General features: G+C 37.2%; 15 protein-coding genes. 3 read left to right on the top strand and 12 right to left on the bottom strand.

Translation table 11 applies throughout. The features are described 5' to 3' along the window. Positions 1 to 35: 35 nt before the first annotated feature. The 11 genes from SY85_RS20280 to SY85_RS20230 all read right to left on the bottom strand — a co-directional run bounded on the left by SY85_RS20280 (position 36) and on the right by SY85_RS20230 (position 12,667). Complete coding sequence (locus SY85_RS20280; protein WP_082886630.1) at positions 36 to 1,136, bottom strand: glycosyltransferase; 1,101 nt, start codon at positions 1,134 to 1,136, stop codon at positions 36 to 38. Positions 1,137 to 1,706: 570 nt separating this feature from the next. After that, entirely contained in the window at positions 1,707 to 2,660 is a 954-nt protein-coding gene (locus SY85_RS20275) for a glycosyltransferase (protein WP_158513011.1), read from the bottom strand. Between the two features lie 140 nt (positions 2,661 to 2,800). After that, complete coding sequence (locus SY85_RS20270; protein ID WP_066406957.1) at positions 2,801 to 3,775, bottom strand: glycosyltransferase family 2 protein; 975 nt, start codon at positions 3,773 to 3,775, stop codon at positions 2,801 to 2,803. Between the two features lie 113 nt (positions 3,776 to 3,888). Next, positions 3,889 to 5,019 carry a glycosyltransferase gene (locus SY85_RS20265; RefSeq protein ID WP_082886629.1) on the bottom strand — a complete coding sequence of 377 codons (1,131 nt, stop codon included), beginning with the start codon at positions 5,017 to 5,019 and terminating at the stop codon, positions 3,889 to 3,891. Positions 5,020 to 5,026: 7 nt separating this feature from the next. Continuing rightward, a complete protein-coding gene (locus tag SY85_RS20260; RefSeq protein WP_066406953.1) occupies positions 5,027 to 5,896 on the bottom strand; it encodes a glycosyltransferase in 870 nt (289 codons plus the stop codon). A 189-nt stretch (positions 5,897 to 6,085) separates the two neighbouring features. Beyond that, entirely contained in the window at positions 6,086 to 7,243 is a 1,158-nt protein-coding gene (locus SY85_RS20255) for a glycosyltransferase WbsX family protein (protein ID WP_066406947.1), read from the bottom strand. A 418-nt stretch (positions 7,244 to 7,661) separates the two neighbouring features. After that, on the bottom strand, positions 7,662 to 8,495 hold the full coding sequence (locus tag SY85_RS20250) for a glycosyltransferase family 2 protein (protein WP_066406945.1): 834 nt from the start codon (positions 8,493 to 8,495) through the stop codon (positions 7,662 to 7,664). Positions 8,496 to 8,558: 63 nt separating this feature from the next. Next, complete coding sequence (locus SY85_RS20245; protein ID WP_066406943.1) at positions 8,559 to 9,518, bottom strand: hypothetical protein; 960 nt, start codon at positions 9,516 to 9,518, stop codon at positions 8,559 to 8,561. Then, the gene (locus SY85_RS20240) at positions 9,518 to 10,333 is read right to left on the bottom strand and encodes a hypothetical protein (RefSeq protein WP_066406940.1); all 816 of its coding nucleotides are present in this window, start codon (positions 10,331 to 10,333) and stop codon (positions 9,518 to 9,520) included. The genes SY85_RS20245 and SY85_RS20240 overlap by 1 nt, the downstream gene beginning before the upstream one ends. A 267-nt stretch (positions 10,334 to 10,600) precedes the next feature. Then, a complete protein-coding gene (locus SY85_RS20235; RefSeq protein ID WP_066406938.1) occupies positions 10,601 to 11,392 on the bottom strand; it encodes a TylF/MycF/NovP-related O-methyltransferase in 792 nt (263 codons plus the stop codon). A 3-nt stretch (positions 11,393 to 11,395) separates the two neighbouring features. Continuing rightward, entirely contained in the window at positions 11,396 to 12,667 is a 1,272-nt protein-coding gene (locus SY85_RS20230) for an ABC transporter ATP-binding protein (protein ID WP_066406937.1), read from the bottom strand. Between the two features lie 414 nt (positions 12,668 to 13,081). Here SY85_RS20230 and SY85_RS20225 point away from each other — a divergent pair, with 414 nt between their 5' ends. The 3 genes from SY85_RS20225 (at position 13,082) to SY85_RS20215 (ending at position 16,904) form a co-directional block, all read left to right on the top strand. After that, on the top strand, positions 13,082 to 13,909 hold the full coding sequence (locus SY85_RS20225) for a hypothetical protein (RefSeq protein WP_066406933.1): 828 nt from the start codon (positions 13,082 to 13,084) through the stop codon (positions 13,907 to 13,909). Between the two features lie 368 nt (positions 13,910 to 14,277). Then, complete coding sequence (locus SY85_RS20220) at positions 14,278 to 15,135, top strand: hypothetical protein (RefSeq protein WP_148661249.1); 858 nt, start codon at positions 14,278 to 14,280, stop codon at positions 15,133 to 15,135. 641 nt (positions 15,136 to 15,776) lie between these two features. Next, positions 15,777 to 16,904: an acyltransferase family protein gene (locus tag SY85_RS20215; protein WP_066406923.1), complete on the top strand. Its 1,128-nt coding sequence runs from the start codon at positions 15,777 to 15,779 to the stop codon at positions 16,902 to 16,904. A 69-nt stretch (positions 16,905 to 16,973) separates the two neighbouring features. Here SY85_RS20215 and SY85_RS20210 read toward each other — a convergent pair whose 3' ends face one another. Further along, positions 16,974 to 18,041, bottom strand: a complete 1,068-nt coding sequence (locus SY85_RS20210; RefSeq protein ID WP_066406921.1) for a right-handed parallel beta-helix repeat-containing protein — start codon at positions 18,039 to 18,041, stop codon at positions 16,974 to 16,976. Between the last annotated feature and the right edge of the window lie 172 nt (positions 18,042 to 18,213).

The following is an 18,213-nucleotide window of genomic DNA, read 5'->3' as shown; positions in this document are numbered from 1 at the left end:
ACTAAAAAGTTTGTGAGCATAGGATTTACAAAGCCTTAAAAAGCCACTTGTTCAAACGCCTGTGGATTAGAGCTAGGATGCAATAATTTGCTTTGGTATAACTGGCGCAGTTTGGCCAAATAAGTTTCCTTTTTTGCAAAACGTCTGATATGTTCTAACGCTGGTTTTACATGGTCTAAAATAGACAACTCGCCTTTGAGAATGGCATTGATCTTACCTACCAGATCCATTGGATTTTGTAATGAAAAAAATACTGCATGGTCGTCCATCACGTCATGAAACCTGGGGATGTCGGATATAATGGCGGGAAGACCGCAGGCAGCTGCCTGTAATAATGTTAAAGGCCCTCCTTCAAATAAGGAACTCATTATAAAGGCATCATAAGTAGGAAGCACCTTATGCAACTGGTTTTGAGCCCCCATTAGTCGTATTGGCAAATGACTGTTTTCAATTTCTTTTTCCAACGTGGGACGAAGTGCGCCTTCACCGTAAATATCTAGTGTAACATCATTTGACAAGTGCTTAAAGGCCTCCACCAGATAGCGATAATTTTTCACTTCTTTTAAATTACCAATAGCTACCAGGCGCAATGGGTGTGTAGAAATCGTTTTTTTAGCTGGCGCCTGGAAGTATTCATCATCGATAAAGTTATTTAACACAGTGGCGGCACCTTTTAAACCCACCCATTGCTTATAATCATCCAACACCTGTTTCGAAACGGCAACAATATGATGACGTTTCCGATATGTCCACTGATCAATATACAGCGTCAGTTTATGTTTACAGTAATTATCCAGACTAGATATTGTGTGAAGGCTATTAAATAAGGGTACAGTTGCGGGAACAGCCAACCGGGCCAAAATATTGGAAAAATAGAGATGTGAATGCACTATATCTATTCCATTTTGCTGAATATATTGCCTGACCTTTTTCGCTTGTGTAAACAGTTTCAGGTGGCTGGCCATGTGCAAGTTTACCAATTGATGATCGACAGTAATCTCCTGATTTAAATCTTCAGGATCATTCAATATAATGATATGATGCTCGAACTCGTGTAAATCATTAATGATGGCTACCAGTAGTTGCTCAGCACCACCCAAGCCTAAGGAGTCAATCATGTGCAGAAGTCGCGGCATAATTGCGTTTTTTAAGGTTAGCAGCTTTATAGGGACTTCTACATAGTGTGAGGATAATCTGCTATAAATAAATAATAGTGATCATTTATTTACTTTAATAATAGTTCACAAGGACAGCAATTGATCTCAAGCCTTTATGCCTTTATTCACTCGAATACAAACCTTGATCTTTACTTGTGTGATAGAAGAAAGCTTAGCACACAAACAGCTTGCCATTGTTTCAAATGAGTACTAATTACAAGCATCAACGGCTATAACTCATTCACCGCTTACGCTTTATTTTCAAGGAGAGATTAGAAAAACAATGCTATGTACTCGTAAGGCAGGTCATGAAATTGTTTACAAGAAGTACAGAAGAGTAGATAATCCATTAAAATTTGAGCGTGTTTATTACTTATTCTTATGTATCATGTTCCTTTCAAAAAAAACACTAAAATAAAAATAAGACTTTCTTTTTTCTGCTCCTATATACAAACCATTTTATAAAATAATTCAGCCAAGTGTTACGGTTATTCATAACTGCTTCTCTTATTGAGCTAATAATACTTTGCTTTCAGGAATATGCCTCTGCTATTCATCTGGCATTGCAAAGAGCTCTTCTAGACGGGATTTAAAATTATCCATTGAACATAGGTGTTCCACCAAATCTCTATGCTCTTTTACATTCACCTCTTCCTTCAACACCTGATCAATCAATTCTAAAACAAGACTTTCATCAAATTGTTCGTAGACACGGCAACCTTTTAATTTTGAGACAAATGGGGCCAAACCATTCTCTATAAAAGAAACTACTTTTTTCCCTTTGTATAAGGCTTCTGTAATGACCAAACCAAATGTGTCGCCGTAAGAGGTGAAAAACAAAATATCAATACTGTTGAGTGCATCCATTACATGTTCCAGATCACCTAACCACCGAACATTTGGAGAGTGGTACATCTGGCTCATTTCTCCTCCTTCCCCCCCTATCCAAATAAACTCATAAGGCAGGTACCTGTTAACAGCCTCATCAGCCACTTTCGAGAAAAACCCAGCATTCTTATAACGACTTTGGTAACCCACCATAGCAATGGTTATCTTACCTTTTTCAGCCTTTTGCTCATAAGGAAAATTTATGTTGTTGTAAACTATTTTATAACGTGGAACGGTCGTCCACTTTAAAAAGTAATGCCTTTGCCATTCAGAAACAAAAGCTACCTTTCTATTCCGAAGCATCCAACAAAAAGCTTTGAATTTTAAGGCATGTCTTTGTGCAAAAGGTTCGACATGAGGTGCTGCCTCATGCAAATAGATCACCACTCCTCTTTTTAAAACGCAAAGCAAAAGAACCTGCCAATAGTTAAAGCAAGGGAGACCGTTTATAATTATCCGTTCAGACAAGAAACCATAATACCACAACTTCAAAAAGCTACGCCTGGTAAACAAGCGCAACAAAACCATTCTTTTTCCAGCTGATTCTTGTTGATGCTTGTAATAATTATAGATGGGCCTACTTGCACCTCCTGCCAGCGTAAAATCATAGAGCACAATCAGTTCATCAAACTTCTTGTTTTTTAAAGGCGGCATATAGAAGTGTGTTTTCAAACTTACAATGCTAACTGAAGCTTATCCTCAGCTTTACTATAACAAATTCATTAGTGGATTCATTTCCAATACCCGGATTAACGCTACGGCCATCGCATCTTTCTTTTTATTCGCTCTTTAATCCAATATGCTCCATCATACAATGCGAAAAAAGGTTTACCGGAATAGTATCCGTGCCGTAATACGCTACCGACTCCTTTAAAAATATTGTCATGATATAAATACAACCGGGACTTATCGCGATTCAAAAATGCTTTGTGTAGCCTACCAGCCCGGTATAGAAAACTTTTAGAAAATGCTGCCTGCTTTTTGGTCAGGAGCGCATCTGTCTCTTCCATCAAAGCCAGCCTGGCTTTGATCTTATGGATAAGCATTGTTTTGCTATTGTTAGAGGCATTGTTATCGTGACTCCGAACTAGCAAACAGGTTCCGCTTCTGCTATCATGAAAGAAGGTCTTTTGCAATAAGGCTGCCCGATAACAGTAATCCCAATCTTCAATCCCCTCTATGCCTTTTTTAAATAGCCCGACTTCTTCATATAGGCTTCTCCGAAAAAACATACAACCTGGTAAAAAAAGATTATCGTCCAAGAGTTGTTTTAACAATGCTTCTCCACTACCAGATACCGGCTGTTTGTCATGCATTAATTTTGGACCTACAACATAATTGGGATCGGCTTCTTTAAAAAAGATCATGCTGCTATACATCAGGTCTATTTCTGGGTTTTCTTCCAAGTATGCCACTTGCAATTTTAGCTTATCTTTTTCCAGGATATCATCTGCGTCCAAGAGTTGGAAATAGGTACCGGCTGCTGCCTGTAATGCCTGATTTCTGGCCATGGATACACCACTATTTTTTTGATAGATGTATTTGAAGCGTGTATCTTTTTGAGCAAAGCGTTTAGCTACTTCTTCTGTTTCATCTGTTGAGCCGTCGTTGACTATAATACATTCCCAGGTTGTATAGGTCTGAGCTAACAGACTTTCTAAGGCATCCGAAAGGTACCTCCCATAATTATAACAGGGCAATATAACGGAGACCAAAGGCGCTGATGTCATTTTTATTGGTTTCAACAACAACTTAAACTTTCAAACAAGTTTCCTTTAGGTAATGGATATGGTAAGCGAAAGTTTCAATATAGCGAATACGAAGCTCTTTATATCTGAATGCTTTATTCAGTCAGCAAAAGATTCAAATACGTTTCCGGGGCATGTAGATCTACCATAGCTAACGCTGAATCATGTGCACGCTTACCAATAGCACTCCAATTCTCCCTATTCTGCCAAGCACGCTCTAATGCTTCCTCCAACAACACAACCGTAGCAGCTGCCGCCACATATCCATTCTGATTATCCTGCAGCAGCTCGGGTACCTTACCCACACGTGTAGCCACTGTTGGCCGCCCACAAAGCATGGCTTCCGTTAGCGCCATGGGGCCCGATTCTGTTCGAGAGCAAAGCACTAACAAATGATTGTTTTGCCAGATACTATTTACGTCAGGAACATGTCCTTTAAAAGCCACGCGACCTTGCAACCCAAAGTATTCCACTAACTCCTGAAGATAGGTCTTATGTGGACCATCCCCATATAAATTGAGCTGCCAAGCCCTTCTTTTCCATTTCTCTGCACTCAATACTTCTAATAAGATATCCTGACCTTTCAGATGAACATGCAGACTGGCCACACTTGCCATTTGAATCATAGTAAAAGAAGGCAATTCCTGACATTTGATCTCTTTCAGATTTACCGGATTATTGATCAGTTGTATGTTTGAAAGTTGATGCGCCAACTGCTTCATGATAACAGTAGCCTGTCGCTTACAAATTACAAATACTCCTTTTGCCTTCATAAATATCTTCAAGAGAATAGCTCTACTTTCCTCTGTCAATACCTCATCTTCATGATAACCATTGCAGCAGATAAAAAAAGGTTTTGGGGTAGTCAACAGCCAAGACATGAGATCTGCGTTGCGCACCATATCGTAAGCGCCTGCCTGATTGATCAATATCCTCTCTGGATTGAACTTTTTTAACGCTTTGATTTCTCTTGATTCGCTTTTTATGACATGCCTGATACGCTCTAGCAAGCGCGAGGCCAAATCGGGTTGATAGCCCTTTCTAAAATGAGTTTTAGCCCCCAATTGACTTAGCTCTCTGATAACTGCCGGTGGCTGCTCCCAATAGTACGTGGAAGTAAAGACTTCGTGTTTCGCCAAAAGTGCCAGCTTTGCTGTTGCAGACCACAAAACTTCACTTCCGCCCCATGGCGCTATATCCAACATTGATATAATAGCTAATCTCATTTTACTGCTATTTCACCTGTAATGTGTTTTTCATAAATTGTTTTACGCGCCACAGATTATCCCGGTTAAAACAATCGTAAGAAAGCGCTTTAAAAATATACTTGAGTGTTACTCGTTTATCATAGTGTAACGATAACAACCGTGAGGCAAAAGCCTGATAGGCACGTTCTTTTATTTGTTGCGCTTTTTCTTTTGGTAAAGGTTTAGTTTCCAACGGTAATTGACGGCGCCATTTCTTTACAAAAGCAATTGCGCTTTTTACCCATGATTGATCGATATTCCCTCTTGAGAAGTGTTCCAGTAAAACATTATAGGTAACTATAACCCGGTAATTCTGAAATACCTGGGCCGAAAAATCAATGTCGTAAAAGTGAAACCAAGGAAAGGTTTGTTCATCAAAAGGGTGTTCCTGCCATATATGCCTGCGTGTACATAGCCATACTCCATCTACAGCTACTACATCTGATATCGACTCATTGTCGGGGTTTTGTAATACATATTCTTGTTTACCATCAGGATACCCATCAATAATATGGCGGCGGCAAAGATCAATGCCTCCCCCCCACCAATGGGCAGGGGCATTTACTAAGTACTTACTTCCAATAACGCCTACCAATCCAATGGATGGATCAGCCAACAAATCAACCACCGCATTTCCCCAGTTCTGGGTATGAAATAAAATGTCTTCGTGCATGAAACACAGGCATTCGAAGTTGCTCTTTTTTGCACCTCTATTATAGGCTGCACAAATACCATACTCTCCTTTTGTATTATCAACAGCTATGATCTCATAAGGCAGCCCAATAGTGGCTGCAATATTTTGGGATACTTGCTCCAATAAAGCTGGGCTTTTCGAACAAATAATAATGGAGATCATGCCTGCTAGTATATCGAATGAACAAAGCGCTGATTTCTATTGTTTTCATTAGCAGGGTAAGCATTAAATGGCTTCTGTAAGTTTGTCATATACAAGTTACAAATCTTTACATAAGAATACCAGTTTCATCGCTGGACCAAAAGGGTTAGTACTACTTAAAACAATGTATTGGTATACTTTCCATTACCCCTATTGCTTTCCGTTCAAAACTTCCTTTGTGACTTCCAGATACCTACGCCCCCATTTTTGGCAAGGCTCTAAATGGTTACCCTCTGCCCATTCGTTCCAAGCATTTATAAAAATGAAATTTTCGTCAGGAGAATAGGGTTTAAAATTTTGAACGATAAACCGAAGCCAATGCCCATAACTTTCAGGGCTAGCATTTTTAAAAATGAGATAGTTCTTTTGTTTACGTGCATAATTGTCCCACATAGGCGTAATGCCTGGAAAGCATTTATAAGAAGGAAGGCCCTTATTGCAAACAAATGCTGAGTAGCTGTTATAATCCAGTATGTGCCATTTCTTTTGCAATGCCTCTCTATACGCTTCTTTATCAAAGTTTTTCAATAGTGTGCGGTGCAGTTTTTCTATTATTCTTTTTCCGATCTGCTTGCGGTTAACCCGATCCATTTCCACCTTGAACTCATTGAAGTGATAACCAAATGGCTCGAAGTTCACTGCTGCATCAAAGCCTCCATCTTTAATGTAGCACTCGCCAATGCTAGAAGAATTATCAAAGCGACAAATGTATAATTCAACCCCTTGCCTTCGGGCTTCTTCTCTCCATACATCTGTAGTCCGTTTTGGATAAGGTAATGAGGTGGACCGATAAATGGCTATGACAGGTTTTCCGTTCACCTTTATATACCTACTGTCCTTCAAATAAGGAATCAGGGTTTTAATGTGAGCCCGGTCATCTTCTTCAGAATAGTTTTGTGCCAGTAAGACCTCATTATTCATTCCATCCCAAACCCGTGTCCAGTTTTCATTTGCCCAACACAACATGAATGGAAAATCAGGCTTGCCGGTTTTAAACACTTCCTCAAAAGGTCGTTCCAAAAGCCGGCGACCGTTGAACCAATAGTGGTAGTAGCAAAACCCATAAATGCCATACGCTTTTGCCAACTGCGCCTGTTGCTCCCTGATTTCGGGTAACCGCAAATCATAAAACCCAAGGTCTGCAGGTAAATGTGGTTGGTAATGGCCTTTAAACAGGGGCTTTGCTTTTGTTACATTTGTCCATTCCGTAAAACCTTTGCCCCACCATTCATCATTTTCCGGTATGGGATGAAATTGGGGGAGATACATGGCAATAGCTCTTATTTTTCCATTATTGACAGAATCCATTTGTCATAAAAGTTTTGAGTCAGCACTTCTATAGAGTAGTTGCTTTTTGTCTATTCATTGCAAGTTTCTGATACCACCAGTTGTCTTTTAAAATTGTAGAGTCTTTTAATCTAAATCATTATTACTTTCATTAAGCAGTAATAAAGTCTCCATGTGTTTAACAACCTCTATCCTTCCTGCCTGGGTTAATGTAATTACAGGAGTTCAATATGACATTGCCTCTACTCTTACTTTTCCAATTGTTTCGATTATTGAAACATACAAAGGGCAATAAACATTAAGATAGAAACTATCGACAGATTCTACAAATCCGGCAATTGTAACTTTTGATCAAAATTATTTTCAACAAAGTATTGCTCAACTATTGAGCAACAAGCGTCTCTTAATTGTTTTAAATTTATACGTGATAAATATTCTTTTAAACTATTTTTCTATTGGGTGTATGGCTGAAAATCTTTTTCTTGATTTGCAGTAAATGATACATGCCTTGATGATAAAAGGATTTAAGCCTACCAGCTAGTTTTTGGGTATTACACAAGTAACGCATTAACAGATGATACTGATTTTTTTCAGCATTTACTGCCAATAACCTAACTATAGACTCCTTCTGGCCTAGGAAAGGATCCTTGAATTGAGAACTAAACCCCTTTGCTGCATATCTTGCGATCAATACAGGGATATACTTTTTTATAAGATGACTGTTAAGAAAGCATTTGATATTAAAGTGCCAATCAGCCAAGGCTGGAAATGATAGATCAAAAAAACCTATAGTGTTAAAGACCGTTCGTTTATAAAAAATGGCTTGATGGCAGATATTAATATCATACAGCTTACAAATATCAAATTCCCCATTATATAGATAGTTAGTTTCACCGAAGAGTACATTACCATATACAAAGTCCGGGAAGTTGTTTTTTTCAATAGCCTCATAAACAGTTTGCAAAGAATTGCTTTCAATTAAAATATCATCACTTCCTAGAAAGTATATATAGTCTCCCTTTGCCATTTTTATGGCCTTATTCATTGCATCATAAATACCATTATCTTTTTCAGAAACAATTCTTATATTAACTTGGTTCTGCTTATTTAAAAACTCTTGAATGATCTTTACCGTATTATCCGTAGACATTCCATCCTGAATGATTATTTCAATTTTTTCAAACGATTGGGTAACTAAGCTGGAAAGGCATGAGCATATAAACTTTTCTGAGTTGAATGTTGGAAGTATTATACTAATTTTTGGATGAAGCATTGATCAGATTTGCAATTATTCAAACGGAAGACATAAATAATCACCTACTATAATTAACTAAAATTAAAAGAGAAATCTACTATAGCTTTCAGTTTCTTTTGAAAAGAATTTACCATTTATTCCCATTCCCTTTATTAGTCTTTTTATACCTCTTTTCAAATATTGACGAATGCCTTTGTTAGGATATTGTGATTGCTGGTGAGTATTATGATCACTATTACTATTATTCTTTTTACGATGATGGTCAAGTAGCTGGCCATAATGTGAATTATAATAAGGAATAATAAAATAATAATTTACCTGGCTATAGTCGCTTTGATTTACACAGTTAAATTCACCTTGTACACGAGCGCTATGTATTTTATAATGATTACCAAATTGCGTTGGCATTCTGTATAAAGAAAGTTTATATTTCTGCGCCAATAAGGATAAGATAGATTGATCCCACCTATGAGCTATATAATTGGGTAGGTTAGGCAAGCCACATTCATTCTCTAAATCTGAAATAATATATTTATTACTACCAAATCGTAGCCAATCATTTAAAAACCTGATACTGTATTCGCTTTTTCGAAACAGAGAAAAAGCTGCATCACAATGTGGACTATTCCAATAGGACTCATTATCACAATCCATCAGCACAAAACAATCTCTTTTTGTCCATGCAGAATTACTATCATTAGCATTACCAAAAAGCAAAATCGGTTCTCTTGCTCTACATATTTCTAGTAATGGTTCTAAATCGTTAATGATTTCAATTCCACAATCCGAGTAAATAACTATATCTCCCTCTGACAGTCTTTTCATAGCCTCTAGAATTATATAAGGTTTCCAAAGCCAGTAACCTAAACCCGTTGGCTGCTCTAATATCTCTCTATTCGCTGAAAAGAAAGCGGTATATTTTATCTCATCAAAGTCATAAGAATATACTTCTTGTACTCCAAACTTCTTTGCAGAATTGTTCAAAACAAAGCGACTTTGCTCATAAAGTTCATTTGATAAGTTTGTAAGTACAACTCTCATTAAACTTCAAAGTTTGATAGAATTCCTATTGTATGAGCTTGTTCATGTTGCCCAACCCAACCATTCACATTTAATAAATAAACGTCCTTTACCTTAAAGGCCTTATCATATCTTTTTATGATTTTGTAAAAAGAATCTTTCATACTTCCTACTAAATCATCCCAGATTATTATAAATTTTTCTGATAACAGGTTGAACTTTACTAGCATTTCAAATTCAAATAAAATTGCTTCGGGAGTATGAAGAGCATCCGAAAAAATAATATTGAATTTATTGCCACTTAGTTTAGACCAACTATTTTGGTCCCAAACATCTGCTGATAGGTATTTAACTTCTTTACCGTTAGATACATATTTTCGAAGGGAAGATTTATTTTTTTTAATAGAGCCTTCCATTCTATCCCATTCAACAATATCTTTTAACTGCAGCTTTTTTTCTATTATAGGGTTAATCTCTTCAATATCTAATCCCGTAAAGCTTGCATTATTAATACCATTTATCATTTGAAAGAAGTTCTTTCCAACTGAAACACCAATTTCAAAGTAACTGACAGAATCAAAATGTTTATTGGCAATTGCAACTATATAATCACTATAGGTTGGCTGATTATCAATTGGTTTATTTAACTCCGATTTTATAAAATCTGGAACTCCATAATTAAAAACCGATTGCAGAAATGCAACATCATCTATCCAATTATCTATTAGCTCCAAGGACCTTCGATTCTTTTCAATTGAAGCTACTAGTTCTGCTTTGGGTAGAGCTATGCGTTCCTGGACATTTAGCGTTTGTTGAAATATTCTTTTTAAAAACATTTTATTCTTAATTTATTGTCCATTTAGTTAGAGATATTTATAAATCAAGCCTAGTTCCTATAATTAAAACGTTAGTACTTTCTATAGAAAATGTAAGCTCAACGTTATCAAATAACTATCTCCTCCTAATCCATTCAATCAATCCGTCATACTAATACAGAAGAAATCCTCAGTTTTGCAAATAGATATATTGGTGAAGTATTGATTGATCTATAACTGTGTCTTCCATAAATCAGAAGAGATTAGATTATGCGTTTCATATTGCTGTTACATTTTAATGGCTAGCCTGCAGGTGTAGTCTACCCTATTTAAAAATAATTTTAGTTTCCTGTTCGCTATAAACTCATCTACTGCTTTTCTGGCACCGCTCCAGTGTCCATAATCATCGATGATCAATACACCGCCTGACACTAACCTATCATACAAGATTTCCAGTTCATGTTTGGTAGACTCATACCAATCTGTATCCAGCCTTAATAATGAGATCGTATTGATTTTGCCATAAGGTAACGTTTGCTCTACTTTCCCTTTTATAAAATGAATCTTCTCTGATGGATAACCCGTTGAATGTAAGTTGGCCCTTACTTCTTCCAGTGTAGAATAGCACCATATATTTGCTACTTCCGGATTGCGCTCCTGGTTTTCCAACAATTCTTTTGCAGAATTATGCTCGTAGGTTACATCTACGTCTGTCGGATGGGACATTCCTTCGAATGTATCAAACAGAAACAAGCTCTTGCTTGTGTTATTTAAAGATTTCAATTTATTGGCTGCTAACATCATACTGCCCCCTTTCCAAACTCCACACTCCACCATATCGCCCTCAATGTTATTATAATGGATATACTCAATAGCCCGCGAAAGGCTTACCAATCTTTCGCTACTTGTCATGGTATATAGTCTTACTTTTTCTATTTGTGCTATTTCATCAACACTGAAATCAGACGGGTACCGTTTATCCATATTGCCTCTTCCTTGATAGACTTCATTGATCACCTCTTGAGCCCTCGACTGATCTCTGGATTTTGTAGCAACGCCAAAAAGCTTTTTAAATATCATATGTTACAGTAGTTTTTTAATACTCCAATTTGCCTCTTCCAGATAGGCACAAGCATCAGGATACCATTGAAACTTATTACGTATTACCTTATACATCACCATTTCAAAAGGGCATATATCTTCCAGCACTTCAAACATGGCACCCCCTGGTGGTTCCGAAAAGTAGCATCGTAAATAGTACTTACCCATGTAAAGCTTGATAGCTGGTATGGCACAGATCAGCTTGTATTGGCCGCTTTCTCTGCCATAGGGCATATCGCAATCAAAAATCCATTGATGGACATAATTTCTTCCTTTGGAATCGATAATCTGAAATGAAAAACAGGCATCTTTTATAGGAGAAGGAGTATTTACGATGAATTCCAATGCTAATGGTGCGGTACATTCATGCACGTTATTGGGAAGCGAGGTTTTTATTTCGACCCTTTTAATATGGGGAACTGAAGCCGGTTTGGTTGAAAGATAAATGTTATCCCTAGCCTTGGTAGCCTCAATATATTCATTGATGACCTTCATTGTGGGGCCGATTGAAGATATAGTACCGTTTTTCAGGTAAATAGAGTTAGCCGTTAAAGTAGAAACAGCCTGCATATCATGGCTGACGAAGAGTACAGTGCGGCCGTCATTCGTACTGACTTCTTTCATTCGGCCGATGCACTTCTTTTGAAATTCATAATCACCCACAGCCAGCACCTCATCTACAATGAGGATCTCGGGCTCCAGGAAGGCAGCTACGGCAAAGGCCAGGCGCACATACATCCCCGAAGAATAGCGTTTTACTGGAGTATCGATGTAGCGCTCCACACCGGCAAAATCCACGATGGCATCAAACTTCTTTTTGATTTCCGCTTTGGTCATCCCCAGGATGGCGCCATTAAGAAAGATGTTTTCCCGCCCCGTAAGTTCAGGGTGAAAACCGGTGCCAACCTCCAGCAGTGAGGCTATGCGGCCTTTGATTTTGACTCTACCAAGTGAAGGGGTAGTAACTTTAGAAAGGATTTTTAAGAGGGTGGATTTACCCGCCCCGTTGCGACCAATAATGCCCATTACCTCTCCTTGTTTGACTTCAAAGCTCACATCTTTGAGCGCCCACACATAGTCGCTGGAGCCTTTTGAGGTGCGGTCATTGGTCTCGCCTACTTTGGCAAAGGGGTCATCTTTGCCTCTTATCCTGGCAAACCAACGGTTCAAATCATGGCTCAGTGTGCCGGTGCCAATCTCGCCCAGCTTGTAGAGCTTGCCCACTTCTTCTACCTTGATAACTGTATCGCTCATGATGTAGTACTTACGGCCTACATAGAGATCGGAATTACCTTATTCTGTCAAGAGATCATACGCTAACACCATTCCTTAGATCTTTTCTACCTTTACTTCTATACTATTCTCATTTTAATTGTCCTATCGCTTACCAGAGGTAATTAAATATATTAATTTTAAATTTAAAAATTAATAGGGCTATAGCGCCAACCTTTTATTTAGACCTCGCCTTGTGAATTCACTTTACCAGCAGCTAAGCCAAAGCTGCGAACTACCTCTGTGAAAAATGTTTTGGATCAAGTAAGGAAAAACGATCACATCATCTTACCGACAATAATCCCTCCTTAAGCCTGTAAGCTTTCTGGCCTTATCAATACTGCAGCCCCTACCCCTTTTGATTTAACATGTATCAACCTATTAACACCAGTCTGTATGAAGAAAGTGCTTCGATTGATTGTTTACATAGCTCTCCTATGTCTAATACTAAGTTATTTTAAGTATGGACTTAAAAATGAAACGATTGATAGAAGCCAAGGACATGCATGGGAGAACTACGACTCCACACTTCTTTACCAACTGCGTAGTGTAAATGACCTAATCAATTATGCTGACGCTTCCTTGGGAAAGGATAACCGACAGACACTGGATTATGTGCAATTTTTAAGCAAAACCATCTCCTTTCGGTTCTATCATAGTTACAGCACGTACACTTTTCAACAGAACTGGATTTCTTACTTATCCGGCCAATTTATTTGGTCTAATTTGAATGCCGTAGTAATACCGGATGATATTATGAAGTACCCGTACGCTGCCTGCTCCCAGGTATCGATTGTATTAGCCGCTGCCTTGAAAAAGATTGGCGTTCCTTACCGGAAAGTTGGTTTAAAGGGGCATTTTGCTTTAGAGGCCAACGTGGATGGGAAGTGGTATTTTTTTGATGCGAACCTGGAGCCTCATTTTCCCAAAGGTATTAAGTCATTGGATGAGTTAATTAGAAATAAGGAATTGTACCTGGGATATGAAGGCCACATTTCTCTGCAGCTATACAATAATGTATTTTCGACAATTGACTATGGAAAACCCAATGAGGCCTTAGCTCCGAATGCCACCATATTTCATAGAGTAACTTTCCTTGCTTCTATATTGTTACCTTTTGCTTTAGTCATTTATATTCTTGTAGATCTGTCTCAATTTATTTTCCATAAAAGAAATACCTTAACAACAGTTAAAAAAGGTAAATCAATCAGATTAAATATTTGAAAATAAAAGTTGTTTGTAAGTTGATGACTGCCGAAGGCTGTATTTTTACGTTTAGCCATGATTATCCGAGTGCGGCCTTGACGTTTCTGTTGATCTCTACTTATTTGTATTTTTCCAACCTTCCACTTTAACAGCTGTATTGTGCCTATTTTAGCCAATAAACGGGGTTGAGATTAAAATTATCTTACGCCATAACTTTTTTAAACTGAATCTTGACATATTCAATAAGCAAGCGCCTATGCGCTGATTTTTTAACGTTGAAGTATATATATATACTTAAATTTGTAGTTGATTTTTTACGTTAGAAAATCCTAACACCAATAACTAAGAATAAAAACTGTATTTACTGCTTTATGCTGCCAGTACTTATGAAAAAAATCTTTAGGCTTATTGCTTATACTCTTTTTATCTTCCTGGTGGCAGGATATTGGCTATTTCCTCCCCCCAACCAGAACATCAATATAAAATTTGGGCATGAATGGGAAAATTATGACCCTTCACTTTTCTATAAACTGCAAAGCATTGGCGACTTTGTTGCCTATGCAGATGACTCATTAGGTAAAGAGAACCGTCATACACTGGATTATGTACGCCTTTTAAGCAGGACTGTTTCTTATCGCTTTTTTCATGGTTACAGTTCATATTCGTTTCGGCACAATTGGATAAGCTACTTAGCGGGGAATCTTGTTTGGGACGATTTAGACGCAGTTGTCATACCCAATGACATTTTAAAATTCCCGAACGCTGCCTGCTCCCAGGTATCGATTGTGTTAGCTGACGCTTTAAAAAAAATTGGCGTACCTTATCGTAAAGTAGGTTTAAAGGGACATTTTGCTTTGGAAGCAAATCTAAATGGGAAGTGGTATTACTTTGATCCGAACTTAGAGCCGCATTTTCCCAAAGGCAGGAAGTCGTTGGAGGAGCTAATTAAAAATAATGAGCTATATACAGGTTACGAAGGCCATATAACTAAGGAAAAATTCAGAGATGTATTTTCAGAAATTCAATATAGTAAACCTAATGTGGCTTTAGCACCAAATGCCACTTTATTTCACAAGACAACATTTCCACTTTCTATCTTGATTGCAATTGCCTTATTAATTTTTGTTGTGATTGATCTTGGAAAAGCTCTTTTAAAAAAAAGCAAGGGACAAGACACAAAGAAAGCTGAAATGAGTCAATTTATACCCGACCGTAAAAAAAGCTATTCCTCTTTAAATCAATAATTATAAGCACTTTACCGCTCCTAGTAATTATTAACTGCCATTTTGAGCTTGCAAAAGGCTATCGTGCTATTTGTAGAAGTAATTAAATAGTTCCAATTCTCAGTTTTGCGAATAATTGAAGATTTTAAGCAGGACAATTGGAAGTTTTTTTTATTAATAGTAAACATGTACTTATAATTTTACCTTTCCACCTTAATTTATTTAATTGTCTACTATTTTAATCAATAAGACTAAATCATACTACAACTTTACTTTCTTAATTGCCATATGAGTGCTTAGAAAAATGGTTTTTGCAATTAAAACACAAGCATTCTGTTATCAAAACATCCGCAACAAAAAATATAGGGAAATTACAAGTAGTAAACTACATCTGATTGAGATACGGGAACAAACACAGGCTGTATAACTTACTGCCATAATTAAAGTTACTGAGTTAGGCTGTACTTTTATTATGAAATGCGAATGTCGCTATTACTCAAATTCGGCTTTTTTTACTAGCGGTAAAATATCCGAATTTGATTGTAACGACTCACATTGAAGCTATATGCATTTATGTGTTTCTTGATAAAATATTATCATAAATGGGAATAGGATATATGCTTATGGTTGGAATATATTTGTGCCTAAATTAGATATCCCTTATGGGAACAATTCGTTTTTTATTAGCACTAGCTGTTGTTATTGTCCATTCTAGCCCACTCTTTGGGATAGAATTAGTACCAGGTTACTTAGCTGTTCAGTCATTTTATATAATATCTGGATTCTTAATGGCCTTTGTTTACAATGAGAAATATATCTATTCAACAAGGCCAAACTATTTGTTTCTTTCTAACCGATTTTTAAAATTATATCCTCTTTACTTTTTAGTGGTGCTATTGGTAGCGCTACTTAGTATTACTTTTGGGTTGACATTAGGAGATTGGGGCAAGTTTCGTTTTTACTATGAATTATATACCCAATCACCGCAAAGCATAGTAGCGCTTGTTACAGTATTTCTCTCTAACCTTACACTGATAGGTCAAGATATTGTTACATTTTTTAGCATAAATAAAAGTGACGGCAACTTTCATTTTTTAGGCTTACAAGAAAATATTCAACTACAAGAACTATTATTTATACCTATTGCCTGGACAGTTGCCGTTGAATTGATCTTCTACTTTTTATCTCCTTTAGTGTTAGCAAAAAGAATAAAAACAGTAGTCGCTTCCATAATTTTGATATTAGGAATAAGACTCCTTTTGTTTGAGTTTGCAGGTGCGAATAAGGGGTTTACAATTTACCGCTTTGCGCCAACCGAATTTTTTTGGTTTTTGTTAGGAGTGTTGTCTTATAAGTTGGTAAAACAAAATAGACTGCCTGGTGCTTCCAATGGAGCTATCTTGCTTTTGTTTGTTATTTCCCTCCTATTTTCTTATAGATACCTTCCCTCTGGAATCAATGATATACTTGTTTTTAGTTCTATTTTTGCATTCTCACCTGCTATTTTCTACAGGTTTTCAAAGAATAAAGTTGACAAGTTCTTAGGAGACCTATGTTACCCCATGTATTTAGGGCATGCTCTTTTATCAATTATTGTTAATGTAAATAGCTTTCCAAAGCCTTTTGGAACTGGGCTACCGCTGGTCTTATTGACAATCTTATTTTCTATTGCAGTGAACAAATACTTTTTACAACCATTTGAAAAATACAGGCAAGGCAGATTAAGAGCTCCGAAGACTAAGATTAACCAGGAAGAAATTAAACAAAAGCCTGCACCAACTTTTGCTTAGATTACTATTAGCTGAAACATTGTTTGAACTAAAAGTACCTTTCAAAAACTTAAATTTGTAGACACACATCTACTTGGGTTGTTTCCCGTCTCCTAATCTATAAGCCGTACCCCAAATACCTCCGGTAACTACAGACTTAGGCCCTAGTTGTGAAATTGCATTTCCGCCCTCGGAATAACAGCCCATGAATAAAGAGCGGGCGTTTCCCCAATCCCTAACAAAGTAATCTCCCTTTTTATTGTAATGTGCCATACAGGAAATAAAGTTGTTGCCTAAAAAACTATCATCATTAAATCCATACCGTCCATTATCTCTGGCGTCACAACCTATAAAAGTTATGGCATTAGCATCGGCGCGCCCTGCAAAAAAACCATCATGTAAATTTTCTACGGCAAAGCATTTTTCAATATAGCTACCTGAGGCGTCTGTTTTTGTGCCTTCCATATTGGCCCAGATATCAAACCCATTATGCGAAAACCCCTTTACATAGCACCCACGTATGGTCACACGCCCATTTGCATTGATTCCGCTGGCCCATTCAATTTTGTTCCCTAGGGCAATTAAACATATATTCTCCACAATGGCTTCCTGGTAATTACTTGCACTTCTTTTAATGTATAACCCTGTTTTCCCGTCTGGGAAATGCAACTTAGACGAGTAGGGAGAGAAAATACTGCCATTATCACCGAATACATGAAACGGTTTAGCATCTAATACCAAGCTTTCACTGAAATAGAAGTTTCCAGTTGGAATATAAATTGCTGCTGTATAGCCTAAAGGAAAATAGTCAAACATAGCCTGTATTAGTGCCGAGTTTTCTTTAGGACTACTACCTTTCTCGTAGTCTCGTTTTACCCCCCAGTCTGTAATATCATAGGCACCCTGTAGCTGAGCCTTGTAATTTTTATTACCTACCTTTTTAAACAGGATGTCATTGAACTTGTCTTTGTTTTTAGGATCACTTAGTAAGGTACCATCCAGCCAATAAGCATATTCATACCAAGTAACCTGCTTATTAGAATATTTGGCTTTTTCGGTAAAAGAAGTGGGGAGTTCATCTACTGTGGGTTTATTATTCGTAACAGTTCTAAACCCAAAAAAGGGGACAAGGAGTAATAAAAAAAGTAGGTGTTTCATATATTTTCGTTGTCACCAAATATAGAAACCCTACATCAATTGAGCGTTTATTTAGTTAGTCATTAACGCAAGTTCCTATTTATTTTCAGCATAAGCTGTTTGTTTCTCAGCATGCTTTTGAGTTATTCGTTATAAGAATATTATAGGCTAATGTTTTTGAAGCTGTAATCGA

The sequence above is a fragment of the Flavisolibacter tropicus genome (assembly GCF_001644645.1).
Classification (GTDB): Bacteria; Bacteroidota; Bacteroidia; order Chitinophagales; family Chitinophagaceae; genus Flavisolibacter; species Flavisolibacter tropicus.
Note: the sequence above shows the minus strand (reverse complement) of the source record. Positions and strands in the feature narration are given on the sequence as shown.

What these genes read in the sequence shown, in the direction of transcription:
- SY85_RS20265 (WP_082886629.1), bottom strand. Translation starts at nt 5,019, where the DNA reads ATGAGATTAGCTATTATATCAATGTTGGATATAGCGCCATGGGGCGGA.
- SY85_RS20260 (WP_066406953.1), bottom strand. Translation starts at nt 5,896, where the DNA reads ATGATCTCCATTATTATTTGTTCGAAAAGCCCAGCTTTATTGGAGCAA.
- SY85_RS20255 (WP_066406947.1), bottom strand. Translation starts at nt 7,243, where the DNA reads ATGGATTCTGTCAATAATGGAAAAATAAGAGCTATTGCCATGTATCTC.
- SY85_RS20270 (WP_066406957.1), bottom strand. Translation starts at nt 3,775, where the DNA reads ATGACATCAGCGCCTTTGGTCTCCGTTATATTGCCCTGTTATAATTAT.
- SY85_RS20215 (WP_066406923.1), top strand. Translation starts at nt 15,777, where the DNA reads ATGGGAACAATTCGTTTTTTATTAGCACTAGCTGTTGTTATTGTCCAT.
- SY85_RS20280 (WP_082886630.1), bottom strand. Translation starts at nt 1,136, where the DNA reads ATGCCGCGACTTCTGCACATGATTGACTCCTTAGGCTTGGGTGGTGCT.
- SY85_RS20235 (WP_066406938.1), bottom strand. Translation starts at nt 11,392, where the DNA reads ATGATATTTAAAAAGCTTTTTGGCGTTGCTACAAAATCCAGAGATCAG.
- SY85_RS20245 (WP_066406943.1), bottom strand. Translation starts at nt 9,518, where the DNA reads ATGAGAGTTGTACTTACAAACTTATCAAATGAACTTTATGAGCAAAGT.
- SY85_RS20225 (WP_066406933.1), top strand. Translation starts at nt 13,082, where the DNA reads ATGAAGAAAGTGCTTCGATTGATTGTTTACATAGCTCTCCTATGTCTA.
- SY85_RS20240 (WP_066406940.1), bottom strand. Translation starts at nt 10,333, where the DNA reads ATGTTTTTAAAAAGAATATTTCAACAAACGCTAAATGTCCAGGAACGC.
- SY85_RS20230 (WP_066406937.1), bottom strand. Translation starts at nt 12,667, where the DNA reads ATGAGCGATACAGTTATCAAGGTAGAAGAAGTGGGCAAGCTCTACAAG.
- SY85_RS20210 (WP_066406921.1), bottom strand. Translation starts at nt 18,041, where the DNA reads ATGAAACACCTACTTTTTTTATTACTCCTTGTCCCCTTTTTTGGGTTT.
- SY85_RS20220 (WP_148661249.1), top strand. Translation starts at nt 14,278, where the DNA reads ATGAAAAAAATCTTTAGGCTTATTGCTTATACTCTTTTTATCTTCCTG.
- SY85_RS20250 (WP_066406945.1), bottom strand. Translation starts at nt 8,495, where the DNA reads ATGCTTCATCCAAAAATTAGTATAATACTTCCAACATTCAACTCAGAA.